Genomic DNA, 19,918 nt, shown 5'->3' with positions numbered 1-19,918 from the left:
TTTGCCGTCCCTGGGCTGGCGGTAATCGGGATCCCAACCCTGCATGACTCCAGACCAGATCCTCATACTCCTTATTCTTGCCGCCACCGTAGTCCTGTTTATCTGGGGCCCCTGGCGGCACGATATGGTCGCGCTCGCCTCCCTGCTGGCGTGCGTGTTCTGTGGTCTGGTTGAGCCCGCCAAGGCGTTTGCCGGATTCGGTCATCCCGCTGTTGTCACCGTCGCCTGTGTGCTGATCCTGAGCCGCGGGTTGCAGAATACTGGCGCCATGGACGTACTGGCGCAAAAGGTGGTCCCCAGGAAAGGCGGTATTACCCTGGCGATCACTGCGCTGACCGCGGTGGGTGCGGCAATGTCCGGCTTTATGAACAACGTCGGTGCCATGGCGCTGTTGATGCCTGTGGCCACGGATCTTGCGGACCGTTACCAGGTTCCCCCCGGCAAAGTCCTGATGCCGCTGTCGTTCGGTACCATCCTCGGTGGCATGACCACACTCATTGGTACCCCGCCCAACCTGATTGTTTCCGGCTTTCGCGCCAGCGCCGGTGCCGGCAGTTACGGTATGTTCGACTTTACCCCAGTGGGTGTTGTGGTGGCGCTGGTGGGGGTGGTGTTCGTATCCCTGATCGGCTGGCGCCTGGTGCCCGCCCGCACCCAGGCCGGTGCCGCCACCTTTGACACCGGAACTTATCTCACCGAAGCACTGGTGGGCGAGAAAAGTTCCGCCATCGGTAAATCGCTGGTCGAGCTGATGCGCATGATCGGGGACGAAGATGCGCAGATCATCGGCCTGGTGCACAACAACGCCCGCGTCTCCACCGCCATGCCCGGGTTGCGGGTACGCGCTGGGGATATTCTGGTGATCGAATCAGAGCCGGAAGCCCTTTCAGCGGTGCTATCCAACCTGGGCCTGACCCTTGCTGAAGATCCCGACGCCAAAGAAAAGACGAAAAGCAAAAACAAGGACGCATCGGAAGAAGACAAGGACAAACAGGCAGATGACGTAAAAAGCCCGCCGGACCAGCCGGAAAGACAGCGCGGGGAACCCACCCTGAGCGCAGACGTAAAAGAAGTGGAGACACCGCCAGAGCTTGGCAACACTCGGGTAGAAAAAGCCGATGAGGAAACCGATCCCGAGTCTAAACAGGACACCGGGAAACAGGATCGGGAAAATGCGGCGAACCCAGAGAGTGACAAGAGTGGGGCGGATAACAAGGAATCCGACAAGAAGGAACCTGACAAGAAAGAGTCAGACAAGAAAAGCAGCGAGGAAAAGCGTTCCAGGGATCGCAGTGAAATGGTGTTGCGGGAGCTGGTGGTCATGCCGGACTCGTTCCTGGTCGGCCGCAGTGCACAGAACCTGCGCCTGGCCGGGCGCTATGAAATCAATCTGCTGGCCCTGTCCCGCCAGGGCCGGCGCTCGGTGAAACGGTTAAAGTCCACACCGCTGCGCGCCGGGGATGCACTGCTGATGATGGGGGTGGAGGAAAACCTCAGCAGCTTCGCATTTGAGCAGCGCTGTGTGCCACTGGCACAAAGGGATATCACCATCCCCAACAAGGAAAAAGCTTACGTAGCGCTGGTGGCCATGGCACTTGCCGTAGCCGGTGCGGCGTTTGGATTACTGCCTGCGGCTATTTCCTTCGCCACCTGCGCGCTGGCGTTCATGGCAATGAAGGTGGTGCCGTTGCGGGGCGTGTACGATGCCATCGACGGCTCAGTAGTTGTACTTCTGGGCGCGCTGATTACCGTTGCCGGCGTAATGGATACCACCGGTGCCGCGGATGTGGTGGCAAAGTCCATGCTGGATAATATCGCCCGGGGAAGCCCGGTGGTGGCGCTGGTGTTATTGCTGGTGGTCACTATGACCCTGTCAGACTTTATGAACAATGCCGCAACCGCTGCATTGATGTGTGCAATAGCCCTCAGTGCCTCCGCCCAATTGGATGTCAATCCGGACAGCTTCCTGATGGCGGTGGCTATCGGTGCCTCCTGTGCTTTTCTGACCCCGGTGGGGCACCAGAACAACACCTTGATCCTGGGGCCCGGCGGGTTCAAATTTGGTGATTACTGGCCGATGGGGTTACCGATGGAAGTCATCGTAGTTGCCGTTGCCGTGCCCATGTTGCTGTGGATCTGGCCTCTGTAACGGGGCGCCGGTCTGAGTGCGCTCGGGGAGCCCATTGCGTCGTTCGTATCAGGCCACGGTATCATCCGGGCTTTGGGTGATTTCGGCGAGGAACTGACTGCAATACCGCAGCGCATCCGTCACCGTCACGATACCCGCCAGTTCTCCCTCCCGCATGACCAGTACCGAACCAATTCCGGTATCTGCCATCGCCAGCAGTATTTTGTCCAGCGGATCGTGAATATCGGCGATATACGGCCGACGTGCCGCCAGATCGCGCACAAACAGTTGCTGCTCCTCCAGCCGGTGGCCGGGTGAGTTTGCACGTTCGATATCGCCGCGGGAAATAATGGATTCCAGCTCTCCGTCCCGGGTGACGGGTAAATGGTGCACTGCATGCTGCTCCATCAGGGATTCCGCTTCCTCTACAGGTGCCTCCGCATCCACATGGTAGGGAAAAGGCGTCATCAGTGCCGCCAGAGTAGGCATATGGTGTATATCTCTGTTTTTAGACATTGCTGGCTATCCCCCTTGATTACAACCGATATTGGAATACTGCTTCAAGGATAGGTCAGGCAGCAGCAACATACTGTCGATGTGAGTGCATCCAGAAGAATTGTCGGCCAGATTGCCGGTGGGGCGTTCTGTTTATGACCGGTGTACCCAATATAAACGAATAGCGCGGGTTTCCCGGTTGCACTTTTAATTTAATCTATTATTATGCGCAGCACTGTTGGATATCGGTGCCACCCATTGGTGCCAGGGTCCAAAGAGAGAAGACTGGATCCGAATGTTTTCGGTTTTCTCTGTGCCCGCGTTTCGATATTAACTCAAATGCCCAATGTACCGTCTGGAAAGCTCGATCTGGAATGTTCGACCAGGAAAGTACGCTGAGAGTTGAGTTTGCGATGTCGTTACGGCTGAAGTTTCCGGCGGTCTTTACTTACTTTTGAGCGTGCGATATCTGAATATCCTGTATATGCGTCCTGGCCTGACGGCCCAGGGGCCGGGTCCTTTATTTCGCAAGATATCTCTATATCGGTTTATTTCCGATTATTTGACCACACTGGCAGGTTGTTTGGGTTGCCAGCGGGCGGGAAGTATTATCGGTGTATCGCCGTGTCTTATATTAAATAGTTTCAAATTTCGGCTTTTTCAGAATAACGGAATAAGCCGTTTAACAACCTTCAGCATTGCTCACTAATCACTGTAATTGATAGGCAATGTATATCTACCTGATAAACAGAGGCTCACTATATGTTTCAGGAATACGACCAGATTGAACAGCAGATCGCTGAACACCAGGCCAAAATTGAACAACTGCAGCAGGAAATGGCGCAGGTTGAGCGTAAAAAGGAAGGTGTGATCGCCTTTGATAAGGCGCTGGTCAATCTGGCCGCTGAGTACGAGATGGCAGAAGAGGAGTTCTTCGTTGCCCGTGCTGACCAGATTGTTGAATGGCTGATCGGCCAGCTGGATGCAGAAGAGGAGCCGGACTATATCCGTACACTCAAATCCCGCGTTGCCCGTCACCTGAAGCGTGGGGACAGCCCCCGCCGTGGTGCCCGCGCTGCCAAATCCAGCAAGCCCGCCGAGCCGAAACTGGAAACCGGCCACTATCGCAACCCGTACACCAATGCCACCATTGAAAAGAAAAAGCGCAATCCCAAGCAGCTGAACCAGTGGGTGGAAGAGCACGGCCTGGAAACCGTGAAAACCTGGAAAATCTGATTTTCCTATGCTGAAGGCGGCGCCGGCGCAATACCGGCGCAGTCTTAACATCCGCCAGTTTTTACGCATCCTGCGCCGGATTTCACATTCCTGTCTGTTTTCCTACGGTTTCCCCCTTCTCGCCTTCCTTTACAGCCGGTTTCTCTTCTATATCCACTATCCTTGTTAGCAATTAAACGAAGACAGGTGACAGGGAATTGTTCATGCCTGAGTTCGCCGTTGGTGGCGCTGTCAGCGCAAGTAAAAGGTTGTTGGTGCTGCTGTTCGTTCTATGCATTGCAGCCTGTGATTTTGGTGGTTCTGATCGCTCTGGCGGTGGTGGTGGTTCCGGCGGCGGCTCCAGCAGTTCTGGCGGTAGCAGCTCTGGTGGTGTCACTGAAGTAAAGCGAGGAGTGTTTGCCCGCGGCCTGTTCTTCGGCCTGCGCTATGAAACGGAAACCCAGTCCGGTTTTACCGACATCGATGGCGTCTTCCTGTACCGCGAGGGAGAAACGATCACCTTCTCTCTCGGCAGTATCCAGCTGGGGTCCGCTCCGGCGGACACCTATCTGAATCCATTTGACCTGCTCGGTAGCAGCGCCCCTGTCACCGAGCGCCACCTGCGTGGCCTGCTGGAAAACCGCCGGCAGGTAAATAATCTGGACCGTGTCGCCAACATGACGCTGTTCCTGATGACCCTGGATGAAGATCGCAATCCGGACAACGGGGTACAGCTCGTCGGTTGGGATGAAAGGTTGGTGGATGTATCCATCGACTTTGATGTGGACCTCTATCTCTTCCCCTTTCTCGAAGGCCCGGAAACCCTGCGCGCGCTGCGCACACGGTACGGCGTAGACTTTGAGGTGCCAGAATCACTGCCGCTGGTCATTCTTTATGAAAGATTGCGCATAGAAGTGCCGGCACACCTGCCCGAACGGAAAACCCGCGACCGCGGTAACAACGGCACCATCGAAACCGAATACCTGGTGGCGTACAACGATTTCGGCCTGCCGATCGAGTTGCGCCGTTTTCCGTCGTTCAGCACTGGCCAGTTCTGGGACCTGTTTGCCCGCTATGAGTACGACGACTGGGGGCGCGAAGAGTTTCTGCAGCAAGACCGGGACACCAATGACGACAGTGTGGTGGATAAATTTATTCGCCGCAGAAATTTCTACAACAACAGCGGCCTGCTGAGCGAACGGCTGGAAGAGCGCGGTGAGGCGGGGGTTAGCTATCGCCAGAAGATCGAATACTTTTACGACGGCGGCGGCAATCGCACGGGATATGTCCTGGAGCGGGATCAAAATGCAGACGGCGAAGCGGACTACCTGCAAACCGCAGACTACTTCTACGATGACATCGGCCTGATCACCGAGCGCGAAATTGAAACTGACACCGATGCCGATGGCCGTACAGACCAGCGCTTTCGCAGCCGATACTTCTATACCGACACCGGTCAACTGGAGCGGAAATTTAAACGGTTCGATACCGACAATGACACCGCCGACGGAGTGACCGACGCCACCATAGAGATCGACTACAAATACAATGACGAAGGGCGCCTGGTACGCGTGGATTACGTGAAGGAAACGGACATCGGTGGAGACACAGAATACCGTTTTCTATGGCGGTATAAATACAACGATCGCGGCCTGTTAGCACGGCAGGTGCGGGAAGTGGACCGGAACATCACCGGCGTATTCGATACCCGGCAGGTATTGGATTATCGGTATAACGCTGCAGATGAACTCGCGACCCTGATCGTCCGCTTCGATACCGATAACAACGGCGTGGTGGACTTCGAGGATACCACCGACTTCTACTACAACGATATCGGCCAACTGGAGCGGCGGGAAAGTGTGCGCCGCAATACCCGCGGTACCGTAGAACTGGAATACGTGGAGTTCTATGTTTTCGGTGACGACGGCGAGCCGCTCAGCCGTACCATCCATTATGAGGGAACCCTGAGCGATATTGATGACCGCCGCAGTCCCATCTACGGCAATCACCGCTACCGCTACTACGACCTGTATCGGGCAGGACTATACGACCAGCATTATTACTTCCACCACTATTACTGGCCGCAATCATTCACCGGCGTGGAGCGTTGGCGCTGGCAATATCGCACCCTGGATGACGGCCTGCGATTCCTGATCGAGTACTACCGCTATACGCGCCGTTATCGCAGTCTGCACTATCCGTGCGGTACAACCGTGGCAGACCCGGGCGTAATGTGTATCGGACCCGAGCGGGAGCGATAAACTCCCGCCGGTAGTAAATGCGATCTGTTCGCCTGCGTCAGTGCATCTTCAGCCGTGGCTTCACAAACCGGTTGGCGTGACCCACCAAGTACAGCAACATCGCCCGCGGCCAGCCGTGCAGCGCGGCCAGGTGCATCCGGTACAACGAGCGGTAAGCGAGCCCGGCAACGCGGCCTTCAATGGTGAGGCTGCCTTTTACCAGTCCACCCATCAGGTTGCCTACCGCATCGAAGCGCGACAGGGATACCAGTGAGCCGCGATCCTTGTACAGGAAGGAATGCAGTTCCGCACTCTCACCATTTTCCACCAGCGCAATCAGGTTTTCGCGGGCAGTTTTTGCCATCTGCTGGGCGGACTGTGCCCGTGGCGGCACCTTGTTACCCGCACTGTCGATACAGCCGGCGCAATCGCCGAGAGCAAAAATATTCGGATCGGCCTGGCTCTGCAGGGTGGCATCCACCTCGATCTGGTTCTGGCGATTGAGTGTCAGTCCATCCAGCTCTTTCAGGAAATCCGGTGCCTTGACGCCCGCCGCCCACACGCGAATGGCTGCGGGAATCTCTTCCCCATTGGCGGTCACAAAACCGTGTTCGTTGGCTTCCGCAACCTGGGTGCTGGTGAGTACGCGCACACCCAGCCGGGTAAGCTCTTTCTCGGAACTGTTACCCAGCCGTGCGGGTAATGCGGGTAACAGGTGCGGGCCGGCTTCGATCAGGGTTACGCGGAGATCGCCATTGGCGATGCGCCCGTAGTGGCCCATTTCATCCACCGCATCCACCAGTTCCGCGGCCAGTTCCACCCCGGTGGCACCGCCACCGACGATGGCAATTTCCACTTTATCCACAACCTTGTTTTCCAGCTGCAGGAACTGGTCGAGCAATTTGTGGTGGAAGATCTGTGCCTGTTCGGAGCTGTCGAGGAAGCGGCAGTGCTGGCGCACCCCGGGGGTGTTGAAGTCATTGCTCTGGCTGCCGAGAGCAATTACCAGATAGTCGTAGTCGAGCGTACGCGCCGGCACCAGTTGCTGGCCGCTATCGTCACACACCGGTGCCAGTTCAATGGTGCGTTTTTCCCGGTCCAGCCCACACAGACTGCCGAGCTCAAACTGAAAACCGTTGGAGCGCCCGTGTACCTGGTAGTTGAGCGCGTCCATGGAGGAGTCCATCGCACCGGTGGCAACCTGGTGCAACAGGGGCTTCCACACATGGGTACGATTTTTATCGACCAGTGTGACTTCCGCCGCGGGTGATTTGTTGCGGCGGTTAAAGCGGTTAAAAGAAAAGTAACGGCCGAGGCTGGTAGCGAGCTGAAGCCCACCGGCACCACCGCCGACGATGACGATTTTTTTCATGACAGAGTTTCCTGTAGAGCGATAAAAATAAGGCGCTCTCCGACCGTCTCCTCAGGGAGTCGGGCGACTCTGTGTGACCCCTGTCGATTATATGGCGCAGTATTGCCGCCCGCCGGAAAAATCGCAACGGGCGGTTGGTTTCACTGGAAACCAGTCACGGTTTCCGCGGGCTTATGGGCTGCTCTTGCCGGCGACCTTACGGGCCAGACGACGGCGGGCCAGATAGCGGTGGGTAACTGTGTCAGGAAGTGGTTTCCAGATAACGGGCAGCCATGGCGCGCCAGTCGCCGCTTTGCGACAGGTACACCGGCTGTAGCGTTTCATCCAGCGGATCAGGGGTAGTGGGGAGCGCGTCCACAAAGCCGACTACCGCTGCCTGTCGACAGCCGGCGGCGTGCAAGGCGGCGAGGCAGGGCGCCACCTGCACTGCCGGCACAGATGCCAGTAGCCCGCCACAGACCTGTGGGTCTGCCAGTAATTGCAGCGTCGGATCGATCTCCCAGGCAACCGCGTTTTGCAGCGCAGTCAGGTAACGCAGGTTGTCGCGATGGACCGGAGCCAACCAGCCCTGGTCAAGGGTGCATGCGGCGCCCGGTAGTATCGGCAGCGCGTCCGCAAACAGGGTGGCGCCCCGGCTGGCCTGATGGCAGTGGTCCAGTTCCGGGGAACCGGATTGCACAGACGGCGCCGACAGCAACGGCAACAGATGGCCGAGCAATCCGCTACTGCCGATACTGGCTACCGCCGTCGCGTGATGGCGATGGAATATGCCTGCGGCGGTAGCATTGCTTTGCAACATGTACTCCAGCGACTGCTGTATCCAGCGCGCCCGCGCGTGTCCCTGCCGCTCGGCGGCGAACAGGGTGCCATTACCCAGTGGTTTGGTCAGGATCAGGCAGTCGCCGGGTCGTGCAGTCTGCCCAGTGTGCGATTTCGCCGGTTCCGCGAATCCGTTGACGGTGAGAGCCAGCTGCAGTTCGTGCCCCTCACAGGTATGTGTATCCACGAGTGGACATTCGTGGTGACGCAGTTCCCGTTCGGCGCCGTCCAGCAGTTGCTGCATATCCCAGCGCGCCAGCTCGGGCATGGCGCCGGACAGCGTGACTAGGGCGCGCGCCTCGCCGGGTTGTGCCCCGGAGGCAAAACTGCCCGAGAGCGCATTGAGTGCGCACAGTCGTCCATACAGCCACGGGTCTGCCACCGGTGATCGCATCATACTGATATGTTGCAGCAGCCTTTTGCCCTCAGGCACAACAATCGCGGTGGCGCCATCGGCCGGGTTGGGACCATCGTCGGTCACTTCCTGCAGCCAGCGGCTCGGGGCCATTTGTGGCGCGAGGTGGTGGAGAGCGGCGCTCTGAGCCATCGGTGATGGGGCGTAGGGCGGAGGAGGGACCGGCAGTTCGTTGAAACGCTGCAGGAAGCGGCGATTGCGGTAATCCTTCCAGCGCCAGAGTACTTCACCTACCGCCGCGATGCCGCTGTGGCTGGCCAGTGTCCGTTGATTGCCACAGGAAATCAGTGTCACCGGTTTCCGCGGTGGACGGAATGCTGCCAGCTTCTGCCGGGGGCATCGCTGCAGAGTGACGCACAGGTTGCGATACAGCAGCTCGCCCTGGTGCACGGCACAGGCGGCGGACTTGGGTACCGGGCCGCGGGCGAAGCTGGCGAGATCACCGCTGGCGAAAATGTAGGGTTTACCACTGACCCGCAGATGATCGTCCACCAGCACAAAGCCGTCGTCGTCCAGCGCCAACCCGGATACCGCCAGCCACGGCGGCGCCGCCGCCTCGGTACACAGCAGTGCCTTGTTCAGGGCCAGAAACTGCCCCTGCTCACTGTGTACGCCGCGGTGGGTAATTTCACTCACGCGCCAATTGCGGTGCACCCGAATATTTAACCGGGTCAGCTCGCGGGCGAGCAGTTGTCGCGCAAGCAGTGGCAGTTCCGGTGGAATTTTCTTGCTGCCCTGCAGCAGGTGAATCTCCACCCGGCCGCTATAAACCGGTTCTTCAAGCGCCCATGCCATGGCCATGGCCAGTTCACACCCGCCGACACCACCGCCGACAATGCCCAGCTTAAAAGGCGCGTGCTGATCGAACAGCTGTTGCTTCAGTTGCTGCCAGTAACGGTGGAAGTGGCCGATGGGTTTCACGGGAATGGAAAGCTCGGAGCCGGTGATGCTGCGATCGGGGGTGGCGCCAACATCCAGCGAGAGCAGATCGAAGGGCAGGTCCGGGCGCCCCAGCAGGGAGACCAGGCGCTGGTCCGGGTGCAGTTGGTGCGCACAGGCCTGGATAAATCGGGCGCCGGCAGCGCGACACAACCGCGGCAGATCAATATGAATGTCACTGTAGCCATAGTGGCCCGCCACCATGCCCGGCAGCATGCCGGAATAGGCGCTCTGAATTTGCGGCGAAATCAGTGTCAGGCGTGCGCCGGGCAGCGGCTTGCGCGCCCACTTCTGCAGCAGGGTGACGTGGCTGTGTCCGCCACCGATAAGGACAATATCCCTTTGTTGGGGGGGCTCCTGCATGAACTTTTCACCCGTCAAGATGGATCGGTTTGATCGAAATATAAACAGTGTAATGGTGAGCAGCGTTTTAGCACGGGTGTGGTACCCGTAGGCGACTGATTCGGCGCCGGAATTACACGAAATACTGCCAACAAAAATAGACCAAAGTCGTAGGGAGCGACATGTGGGCAACCCTGCTGGTCTTTACTTAATGGTGCGTTGTTTTATCTCCCTTTCTTTTTCAGGTTGAACGCGCTAATTCGTTGAGCACCGAGATTTGATGCTGAGATCCCGCGCCACCCGACAGACCGCTAACCAAAAACAATCCCGGGGCATGCATCGTGTGCTGTGGATACTGGTCTTTTTTCTGCTGTTTATTGGCGCGCTGAATATTATTGTCTCCACCGTTGTGCCGGGCGCGATCCAGCGCTGGTTGCACGAACGCGGCCTGGAGGCGCAGGTTGCCCATATCCAGATTTCTCTTCCCCGTCTGCGTGCAAACCTGCGTGGGCTGGATGTACGCAATAAATACGGCCGTGGTTTCAGCGCCCGCGAGGCTACCCTCGGCCTCAGCTGGTGGTATCTGTTACAGGGGAAAATTCACGTCAAGCTGGTAGAGCTGGAAGGCGTGACTATGGACCTGGAATCGGAGCCCGGTAAACGCGGGCGAGTCTGGGAAATCGGTGGCTGGCGCCTGGGGGAGGGGGAGAAAACGCCCACAGACTGGCGGGTGGAGCTGGCGGCGGCGAAGCTGCGCGACGCCACCGTGTGTTATCAACACAAACCCCAGTGGTCCACCGCCAGTTGTGTGGAAATCGGCCGTCTCGAAATGCAGGATTTTTTCGTCTCCGGTTACCGGGAAAGTGACGAGCCGCTGAAGTTTTCCATTGGCACGGAGGATTTCACGCTGCAGCAATTACTGGCGTGGGAAGAAACCCCTGCCGGCACGCATGGAGAAGCGGCAGAAGGTGACATGCAGCAGTCCGGCCGCGAACACCCATTTATTGCCGCGGTTCTACTGGAAGCGGAAGACATCGGATTCGATCGTCCCGGTAACCGCCTCGTCGCCGATGAAATGCTCGTGCGCAAATTTGCCGGTTGTACCCCGGCGCGCTGGACAGACGTGATTCGCGGGCTGCAGCTTATTGAGGGACACTGTGCCAGCGCACGCCGCCTTAACGGCACCGGATCGGAAAAGACACCGCTGGCTTTTGACTTCGGCAAACAGGCACGGGTGCAATGGCGACGCCTCGATGGACAGGAAGTTCGGTTGCGCCATGCCAACCGCCGCTACTGGAACTGGCGCGCGCAGACCATTGCCCTCAATCGTTTTGACTACCAGCGGCAGGCAAAGAGCATCCGCTGGCAACAGGCCGGCGCCACCGGCTTTGACTGGTGTCCTAATACTTGGCGCTCTGGCAGTACTTGGCGCTCTGGCAGTACTTGGCGCTCTGGCAGTACCTCGCGCACCAGGGGCGGGAGCAGCGGCCAACATCACTATTGCCTGCGCGCCGGCAGCCTGAGTTTCCCCGAGCCCGCCAACCTTGCCTGGCCGCAGGGGTTTACCGTGGCCACGCGGGATGCGAATGCCGCGCAGATCAGCCTGTTGGATGTCGCCGCCAACCGCACTGCGCCCAATCCGGTGACCGCAAACAACCTGCGTCTCGGTGTACTGGAATACCGCAATCGACAGCGCCGGCTGACCCTCGATGGTGTCGCGCTGGACAGTATCAACGGCTGTATACCCGGCCAGCTCTGGCAGCGCGGTGATCACTGTGTACAACTCACCGCATTGGCGGCACCGGAACAATTCGAGCTGCAGTTTCCCCGCAGTCAGGCGGGGAGCGATGGGCAGCCCGCGCAATCCTGGGCGGTCGATAGCGGGCCCTTTTCCCTCAAACATTTCAATCTGCGCCCAGCGGCCGGCAGTGCCGGCACCCCCCTGGTGGTGGATGCACTGCACTGGGCCGAGATGCGCCTGCAACCCGGTCCGGGAAATTTCCAGCTGACCGATATCGGTCTGGAAAAACTGGATGGCTGTCTGCCTGAGGATACTGTGGCGCGCGCCCCGGGCAGGCTGTGCGCGCAGGTGCAGCAGTTGCGCGGCAAGGGCAGTTTCCTGTTGGAAAAAAATGGCGACCTGCTGGCGAACTGGGGTGAACTGACGCTGGAAAGCCTGAAGTTGTCTGATCGTGTGGATAAAAGTGGCGGCATCAACCTGCAGAAACTGAATTGGGGGCACGGACTGCTGCGCCAGAGCCGGGGTGCGTCGTCCACCGATATTTTTGCCGAAGCCTTCTTTACCGCCCCGCTCCCGAAAGATGCCCTGGGCCTGGATGCGTGGCTCGACGATGGCACGGAGAAGGGATTGCTGGCGGAAGAACTGAACAATCTTCCGGACTTCTCCCGCGACAATCCTGACAGGGAGGTTGAGGACCAGACTGGTTCCGGTACCGGACAAGTCGCCAGGCGCTTTTCCGTTACCGAGCTGGATCAGTCCTCCGCGACACTCGCTAGTGTTGACGGTTGCCTGCCCGGCAACTGGTCCAGGCTGATTTATGGAGAAAGCCCTTCAGCGCGCGCACCAGCGTGCTTTTTCATCCGCAACCTGCAACAGCAGGAACCGTTGAGACTGGCGCTGCAACGGGGAGAAATCAGTGATGCGCGCACGCGGCTGAAGTTTCACCTCGCGGCCGGTGCCCTCAGCCTGGAAGCGATCAATATCGGCACTGTCGCCAATAAGGAACTGGTCGCAGTAGAAAACCTCAGGCTGCCGCAGGCAGATATCCGCATCGCCACGTTGCCGACGCGCACACAGGTGCAATTGCCCTCCATGGCGCTGGATCGCGCGCACTGGTGCAGTAGCGAAAAACGCTGTCTCAATATCGAGACGGTGCGCACTGGTGAGCAGTTCAGCGTGGCATATGACCGCAATCAATTCAGCGCTGATCTCAACAACCTCACAGTCGATCGGTTTGAACTGACGGGGCAGGGCGCAGACCCGGGTATCACTGCCGATATACAGGACCTGAAAAGCCTGCAGCTGAAAGTCAGCCTGCCGCGCCGGCAGGGGCGAAGCGCGGACTGGCAGATGCGGGATCTGCAAGCGGCGGAACTGAATGTCTGTTTACCCGCGCCGGAGAAAAGCCGCGCATCCGAGGCCATACTTCCCCGCTGTCTACAGGCGCAATCGTTGCGTTCCCGCGGTTCCGGCATTGCGGTACAGCGACTCGGGCTGTCCGCCGGCCCGCAACAACCGGCGCAATTGCAGGTGGGCGAACTGGCCATCGGGCGCGTCGCCATGGTGCAGCCCGATGCGGGACCATTGCGGCTCAATCTGCACAACATCGATCTGCAGGCGGTAGACGGCTGTGGCCTGCAGGACTGGTTGCAAAGTGAAGCCGCCGCCCGCTGGGCCGGATGTCTGGCGTCCGGGCGTCTGCACCTTTCGGGAGACAATTTGATTCCGCTCGGCGGCGGAGGCGTGAGTGAACCCGTCGAACGCTTCACCCTGGGCCCATTACAGGCGCAAGGCCTGCGGTTGCGTCCGCAAACAGGTAGCGCACCTCGGCTGGAGCTGGCGTCCATGGGCTGGCGTTCCCTGGGCTGGTCCGGCGGTAGCCGGATCCGGGTGGCGGATTTACAGATGCGAGACTTCAGCGGTTGCCTGCCGGACAAACCGGGTCAGCCGATAGCGACTTCGCAACGATATTGCGCCGGTTTTGCGCGCCTGGCACTACCGGGTAACCAGGTGCTGTCTCTGGGCGAAGTACTCAGCGCCAGTGGCGACATTGAGTTGGCAGGATTCTATCTGCGCCAGGGGGATCGCCAGCGCGTTGCAGTCGAGAAACTGGGGGTGAGCGGCGTGGCCTTCTCCAGAGAACGGCTGACGCTGGAAGGGGGGGAAATCTCCGGAGTCAGCGGCTGCCTGTCGTCCATCAAATTGCCGCGTAAAACACTGAACCCCTGCTTTGAAGTCGGGCGCGTATCCGTCGTGCGGGAGCACCGCGTGGCCCTGGCTGAGGGGGTACGGCAACGGCGGTTTCACGATCTTTTTATCGAGGGCGTGCTGCTCAAGGAGCGCGGCATTCCGTCCGGTAAGCCGGCTCAATTGCTACAGGTGGCTACTGTGGAAGCCGAGTTGCTCGCCTTTGGCGGCCGCGAAATTCGCGGCGACAACCTGCAGCTGAATAATGTGAGCAGTTGCCTGCCCGCAGGTTATATCAGCGGCATCGATCACTGCGTGAACCTGGAAAGTATCACGGCCACCGGCACCTACCGGCTGGACTCCCGCAGGCTGGAACTCGCGTTGCTGAATGCCAACCAGCTGACCGTACTTGGGGACGAGGGCAATCGGCTTGTGGAGCTCGCCTTTATCCAGGTGCGACAACTTCTGGCATCCCGGGAGCAGGTGCTATTCGAGTATCTGGAAGCCCGTGATGCGCGCCTGCTGCGGCGCAGCCAACGGGCGCAGGAATTCATTCACCGCCAGTGGAACTCAGAATTCCAGACGCTGTACGTCCACCAATTCGATTATGCAATCAGCCCTCACAGGCTCAATATCCAGAACATCGAGCTGATTCGACCGCGTACAATTCTCGCTCGGGGTATACAGGGCGGCCTGGAGTCGGTTGAGCGTGTCATTAGCGATGAAGAACCGGCGGACAATAACCGAGGTCGACGACTCCAGCGCGGGGATCTCTCCCGCAAAGCCAGGCGCTTTGAGTACCGTATCGGCGAAGTTTATATCGATCACGGACATTTCTTGTGGTTGGACAGCAGTAAAGAGTACCGGGCCAGTTTGCCAATCCGTCAGATCAATTTACTCGTGCGCAATATCAGCAGTCACAGTGACGATCCACCGGCGATAGTGCTGCTGAATGGTCGCCCCGGCGGCTTCGGTGACCTACAACTGGCCGGGGAACTCGACTTGCTGGAAAACAGCCACTGGAATGCGGGCCTGCTGGGCTACGTGACCGATGCCAACCTGATACCCGCAACGCCCTACATCGCCGCGCTACTGGGTTACAAAATCCTGCAGGGCCAGCTGGATGCCGAGGTGGATATTCAGATACGAAACAACCAGGTAGATGCACTGGCGAAAATGGGCCTGCAAAAAATAAAGGTGCGACGGGTGCGAGAGAGCGATCACCTGCCGGTAAAAAGAAGCATTATTCCTCTCGGGTTTGCGTTGGCACTGTTGAAAGACGGCAACGGCGATGTGCACTTTGATATGCCAGTTACTGGCGATCTGTTCGATCCCGAGTTCAATTTCAGCTTCATCTTCAGCGAATTGTTGCAGCGCGCCATTCTTGAATCCCTGTTTGCCTACTTTACCCCGATTGGCGTCTACAGCCTCGCCAAGCTGGCCTGGGCACGCTTCCGTGCGGTGGATTTTGATCCGGTGGAGTTCGTTCCGGGCAGCACGGATTTGACCGAGACTGCCAAATCGGATTTGCTCGGTATGATTGAAAAAATGCGCGGTAACCCGCAGGCAAGGCCGGGAATCTGTGGTGTTTCTACCGCACTGGACCTGGAATTCCTGTTCCCCCACGTGAGAGACGCGTATGGTCGTGGTGGAGAGCAGCAAAAAGAGTTTTATCGCGACCCGCCACGGGGGATACACGAAGAATTACTCCACCTCGCCGGGCGCCGCAGTCACCATGTGCAGAAGTTCCTGATTGAGGCTGGGCTCGAAGCCCAGGACTTCATCCAGTGCGCACCAGACTATATTGGTACGGAATTTGACGCACCCAGAGTAGAACTATCCAACTGACCCAAATACAGGGAGTAAGTGTGATGGCCAAGAATCTCGCCCATAAACTGATCGAGCAGCACCTGGTCAGCGGCAAAATGACACCCGGCGAAGCGGTACAGCTGAAAATCGACCAGACCCTGTGCCAGGACGCCACCGGCACCATGGTAATGCTGGAGTTCGAGGCTCTGGGGCTGCCCGCGGTCAAAACGGAAGTGTCCGCACAATATGTCGATCACAACCTGATCCAGGCGGACTTCAAGAATGCTGATGACCACCTGTTTCTACGCAGCGCCAGCCGCAAGTGGGGCCTGTGGTACTCGCGGCCGGGCAACGGCATCAGCCATGCAGTGCATATGTCCTGTTTCGGCAAGCCCGGCAAAACCCTGCTCGGCTCCGACAGCCACACCTGCGCCGGCGGTTCCATGGGGATGCTCGCCATGGGCGCCGGCGGTTTACAGGTCGCACTCGCCATGGCCGGTACGCCATTTTCCCTCACCATGCCGGAAGTGATCGGGGTCAAAGTCACCGGCAAACTGCCGCCCTGGGTCAGCGCCAAAGATGTGATTTTGGAAATGCTGCGCCGTTACGATGTAAAAGGCGGCGTGAACAAGATTTTTGAATATTACGGCCCGGGTCTCGACAATCTCACCGCCATGGATCGTCACGTCATCGCCAATATGGGCCAGGAGATGGGCGCCACCGCCAGCGTCTTCCCCGCCGATGAAAACCTGCGCGCTTTCTTGAAGCAGCAGGGGCGGGAAGAAGACTTCACCGAAATGGCCGCCGATGATGGCGCCAGCTACGACGGTGAAGAACATATCGAATTGTCCGAGCTGGAACCACTGATCGCCTGCCCCTCCAGCCCCGGCAACGTAGTCACCGTGCGCGAAGTGGCGGGTAAACCGATCTACCAGAGTTATATCGGCTCCTCCGCCAACCCCGGCCTGCGGGACTTTGTGATTCCCGCAAAAATGCTGGAGGGCCGCACCGTACCCGAAGAAGTCTCCCTGGATATCAACCCCTCCAGCCGCCAGTTGCTGGAAGAAATCAGCCGCAATGGCGACCTGAACCTGATGCTGCAGGCCGGCGCGCGTCTGCATCAGACCGGCTGCAACGGCTGTATCGGCATGGGGCAGGCACCGGCCAGTGGGCGCATCAGCCTGCGCACCGTGCCGCGCAACTTTCCCGGACGCTCCGGCACCAAGGAAGACCAGGTTTATCTGTGCAGCCCGGAAACCGCCACAGCCAGCGCACTGTTTGGCAAAATCACGGACCCGCGTGACATGGACATGGACTATCCGTCGTTCACTGAACCGGAACAGCTGCAGGATATGCGCCCGCTACTACTGGCGCCCCGTGATCCTGAAAAAGAGGTTCCGGTAGAAATCCAGTTGGAGAAGGGCCCCAATATCCAACCGTTACCGGACTTCGGACCACTCCCGGAAATCCTCAGCGGCCCAATTCTGCTCAAAACCGGAGACAATGTCTCCACCGATGAAATCCTGCCCGCGGGTACGGAAATCCTGCCACTGCGCTCCAACATCCCGGCCATCAGTCATTACACCTTCTCCCGCATTGATGAAAGTTTTTACGATCGCGCCATGGCGCACAATGGCGATTGCTTCGTCATAGGTGGCGAGAACTACGGTCAGGGCTCCAGCCGCGAGCACGCCGCCATCGCCCCGCGCTATCTCGGTGTACGCGCAGTGATCGCCGTCTCCATGGCGCGCATCCACCGCCGCAACCTGATCAACTTCGGCATCGTCCCGCTGTTGTTCAAACAACCGGAAGATCTGTCGAAGCTCAACCAGCAAGATATGCTCTCGTTCAGCGACCTCCCCAACCAGCTGGCCAGTGACAAAACCGTATCGGTGCAGACTGCTGACGGTAAGACACTGGAGCTCACACACAATATGAGTGAAGAGGAAGTGGCCACAGTGATTGCCGGCGGGCTGATTAATGAAGTGCGCAAACATCACTTGAGCGATTAATACTGCGCAGAGCCGACATTCACTTTGAAACCCTGCAACCCCCCCGCCTGAGCGCGGGGTTTTTTGGGGTCGGCATCAGGAAAAGAGGATCATGCTGCAAGTTGCCAAGTGAGAGTATCTTCCTACCCTGAAATACAAAAGCGCCGACTCTTTCGGTAAACTGCCCGCATCATTTAAAACCACCGGTTATAGGGAGTGTGGGAGTGAGAAACTGCCCAAATTGTGAAGAGAAGCCAATATCTTTCTGGGGATGGCTGAATGGTATCAACTCAGTAAAGTACAACTGTAAGTTCTGTGGCGTGGACCTGACCGCAGATGTGATCACCTGGGTTTTTATTGTCGTTATCATGCTGGCCATGTGTGGAGCAGCATTGGTTGCCGTCACCCAGTTCGGCGTAGACTTCCGCGAAGATCGTTTGTTGCTGATAGGCGTGATGTGTGTTCCCGGGGTGATAGGGTCTTTGCTCGGATACTGGATTTCTGGTTATCGGGTAAAAAACGACTTTTAACTGCGCGAACCTGTAACGCTCAACAAATTCGCTGATCTGATCAATGAAGTGCGCCCTGAAAGCTCAATGAATGGCCAGTTCTGTCATTCGCCCTTGTATAATTACGCGCCAGAATTTCTAATGTGCCGCGCCCGCAACCCGGGTGCGGCACTTTAGTTTTGCCTGCATGACTTGCATGAAAAATGTGCAAAAAGAAAAATTAGATTTACAAGGGGTAGTATGTTGATCCGTAACCGGAACCTGCTTGTGGCCGCACTGGCCACACTCATTTCATCCACAACCGCTGCGCAGGAGATGAACACCATTGGGCCAGTAAACAGTGTTTACCAAGGAAGCTGGAGCTTCCATGGCGAGCTCTTCAACTTTGACTCACAAGTGGCGCGTTACGAGGGCATATCCGACAGCGGCTACGGCCTGGGGGCGGGGTACAGCGGTGAAAAAGGGTTATTCAACTTCAATGTTGGCCTTGGCGTAATCCTGATCGATGATAAAGATAAGTTTGAACAGTACGTAGAAGATGAAGATGGTGATACCTTCAGCAAGGACTCTTCCATCAGTGCCGTTACAGCCAATATTGACGCCGGTATACAGTACCCGGTAAGCCGAAGTGGCAATTTTGTTCTCGGCCTGAATATTGGTTTTCGGCAACTGGAGGCCGAACGCGAAATTGCCAACTGCTCCGATTGTTTCACCGAAGGTGTCGGGCTTGGAAGCGAAACGTACCTCAAACCGTTCGCGAAGATGCAGTTCAGTAAACGCTTCGATGGCACCCTGGCCCTATTCAATTATGCCGGTGATAAGGGCCTGGATAACTCAGTACAGTTTAGTTTGAACTGGAAAAGATAAGCCCTTCCTGTAGTCATCCTTCCAGCGTATTCTGTAGGGGAAAGTGGCGCCAGCAGCAGCTTCTTTGGCGGATCTCATCCACCTTGCGGCTTGTTGGCCCCTCTCTCTTGTCTTTTCTGCCAGGCCATATTTTTAGAAATATAGGTCTCAGGCATATACATGCCGCTAACCGAGAAAGTGCATAACACTCGCAGGCAGTGGATCTCTGGCCCTTCGGGCCGGATTCTCTACGTCGACGTTTCGTCCCTAGCGCTTATCGGGGGATGTTATTAAGGAGAAATGCTTGAAATTGATAAAATTTTTTCTGGGAGCTGCCTTTGTTGTTTCAGTTCAAGTGAACGCGGCTAGCTTTAATCTTGACGGAAAAATCATCGAATCTGATACCGTTGAAGAAATCGTAGATTGTGGCTCATATAAAGTTCGACTGAAAAGTGAGCAGTTTCCCTATAAGTATGAAATGGAAATTCCAGAAGAATACAAAATTGAAGGTTTTTATGGTTCTTCTGCTATCGTGGAAAAATCGGCTTTTATCTTTCCAGGTGGAACTAGAGTGCTAAGTCCTAGCGAGATCAAGAGCTTAAAATCATTGTATCCATTAGATAGAACATACTTGCCTACATCTGCGGTGTGCAAAGGGAGCACGCTAATTGTGTCGTATTGGTCTGGCGGTAATTGCAAGGAATGCGAAGCATTTTTGCAATTTGAAGTAGTAGATGGAAAGCCAACCAATGCGAAAAAGGTTCATTACGGCCAAGTTCAGGTCCTTAAAAATTAGTCAGGCCCATAAAGATAAGGGTTCATTTCCCCCCGCAAGACATCGGTTCTCAGCCGGACAGCTTACATTGCTGG

The 19,918-nt window shown here is 57.4% G+C and carries 11 protein-coding genes; 8 read left to right on the top strand and 3 right to left on the bottom strand.

Annotated elements, in window-relative coordinates:
- The first annotated feature begins 43 nt into the window (after positions 1-43).
- On the top strand, positions 44-2,149 hold the full coding sequence (locus LPW13_RS12495; RefSeq protein WP_230435841.1) for an SLC13 family permease: 2,106 nt from the start codon (positions 44-46) through the stop codon (positions 2,147-2,149).
- Between the two features lie 48 nt (positions 2,150-2,197).
- On the opposite strand, the gene LPW13_RS12490 is transcribed toward LPW13_RS12495, so the two are convergent.
- Entirely contained in the window at positions 2,198-2,644 is a 447-nt protein-coding gene (locus LPW13_RS12490) for a CBS domain-containing protein (RefSeq protein ID WP_230435839.1), read from the bottom strand.
- 741 nt (positions 2,645-3,385) lie between these two features.
- On the opposite strand from LPW13_RS12490, the gene LPW13_RS12485 reads away from it, so the two are divergent.
- Complete coding sequence (locus LPW13_RS12485) at positions 3,386-3,859, top strand: hypothetical protein (protein WP_230435837.1); 474 nt, start codon at positions 3,386-3,388, stop codon at positions 3,857-3,859.
- 203 nt (positions 3,860-4,062) lie between these two features.
- Positions 4,063-6,099, top strand: coding sequence for an RHS repeat domain-containing protein (locus tag LPW13_RS12480; RefSeq protein ID WP_230435835.1), 2,037 nt, complete (start codon positions 4,063-4,065; stop codon positions 6,097-6,099).
- A gap of 37 nt (positions 6,100-6,136) precedes the next feature.
- On the opposite strand, the gene LPW13_RS12475 is transcribed toward LPW13_RS12480, so the two are convergent.
- A complete protein-coding gene (locus LPW13_RS12475) occupies positions 6,137-7,450 on the bottom strand; it encodes an NAD(P)/FAD-dependent oxidoreductase (protein WP_230435834.1) in 1,314 nt (437 codons plus the stop codon).
- A gap of 241 nt (positions 7,451-7,691) precedes the next feature.
- The gene (gene selD, locus LPW13_RS12470; RefSeq protein WP_230435832.1) at positions 7,692-9,986 is read right to left on the bottom strand and encodes a selenide, water dikinase SelD; all 2,295 of its coding nucleotides are present in this window, start codon (positions 9,984-9,986) and stop codon (positions 7,692-7,694) included.
- 259 nt (positions 9,987-10,245) lie between these two features.
- On the opposite strand from selD, the gene LPW13_RS12465 reads away from it, so the two are divergent.
- The 5 genes from LPW13_RS12465 (at position 10,246) to LPW13_RS12445 (ending at position 19,844) form a co-directional block, all read left to right on the top strand.
- A complete protein-coding gene (locus tag LPW13_RS12465; RefSeq protein ID WP_230435830.1) occupies positions 10,246-15,741 on the top strand; it encodes a DUF748 domain-containing protein in 5,496 nt (1,831 codons plus the stop codon).
- Positions 15,742-15,764: 23 nt separating this feature from the next.
- Positions 15,765-17,714 carry an aconitate hydratase gene (locus LPW13_RS12460; protein ID WP_230435828.1) on the top strand — a complete coding sequence of 650 codons (1,950 nt, stop codon included), beginning with the start codon at positions 15,765-15,767 and terminating at the stop codon, positions 17,712-17,714.
- 299 nt (positions 17,715-18,013) lie between these two features.
- The gene (locus LPW13_RS12455) at positions 18,014-18,223 is read left to right on the top strand and encodes a hypothetical protein (protein WP_230435826.1); all 210 of its coding nucleotides are present in this window, start codon (positions 18,014-18,016) and stop codon (positions 18,221-18,223) included.
- A 219-nt stretch (positions 18,224-18,442) separates the two neighbouring features.
- Positions 18,443-19,069, top strand: coding sequence for a porin family protein (locus LPW13_RS12450; protein ID WP_230435825.1), 627 nt, complete (start codon positions 18,443-18,445; stop codon positions 19,067-19,069).
- 283 nt (positions 19,070-19,352) lie between these two features.
- Positions 19,353-19,844, top strand: a complete 492-nt coding sequence (locus LPW13_RS12445) for a hypothetical protein (RefSeq protein WP_230435823.1) — start codon at positions 19,353-19,355, stop codon at positions 19,842-19,844.
- Positions 19,845-19,918 lie beyond the last annotated feature (74 nt).

Origin of the sequence: Microbulbifer celer (assembly GCF_020991125.1) — a bacterium.
GTDB classification, from domain to species: domain Bacteria; phylum Pseudomonadota; class Gammaproteobacteria; order Pseudomonadales; family Cellvibrionaceae; genus Microbulbifer; species Microbulbifer celer.
Note: the sequence above shows the minus strand (reverse complement) of the source record. Positions and strands in the feature narration are given on the sequence as shown.

Coding starts and splice junctions, on each gene's coding strand:
- LPW13_RS12495 (WP_230435841.1), top strand. CDS start 44: ATGACTCCAGACCAGATCCTCATACTCCTTATTCTTGCCGCCACCGTA.
- LPW13_RS12490 (WP_230435839.1), bottom strand. CDS start 2,644: ATGTCTAAAAACAGAGATATACACCATATGCCTACTCTGGCGGCACTG.
- LPW13_RS12485 (WP_230435837.1), top strand. CDS start 3,386: ATGTTTCAGGAATACGACCAGATTGAACAGCAGATCGCTGAACACCAG.
- LPW13_RS12480 (WP_230435835.1), top strand. CDS start 4,063: ATGCCTGAGTTCGCCGTTGGTGGCGCTGTCAGCGCAAGTAAAAGGTTG.
- LPW13_RS12475 (WP_230435834.1), bottom strand. CDS start 7,450: ATGAAAAAAATCGTCATCGTCGGCGGTGGTGCCGGTGGGCTTCAGCTC.
- selD (WP_230435832.1), bottom strand. CDS start 9,986: ATGCAGGAGCCCCCCCAACAAAGGGATATTGTCCTTATCGGTGGCGGA.
- LPW13_RS12465 (WP_230435830.1), top strand. CDS start 10,246: ATGCTGAGATCCCGCGCCACCCGACAGACCGCTAACCAAAAACAATCC.
- LPW13_RS12460 (WP_230435828.1), top strand. CDS start 15,765: ATGGCCAAGAATCTCGCCCATAAACTGATCGAGCAGCACCTGGTCAGC.
- LPW13_RS12450 (WP_230435825.1), top strand. CDS start 18,443: ATGTTGATCCGTAACCGGAACCTGCTTGTGGCCGCACTGGCCACACTC.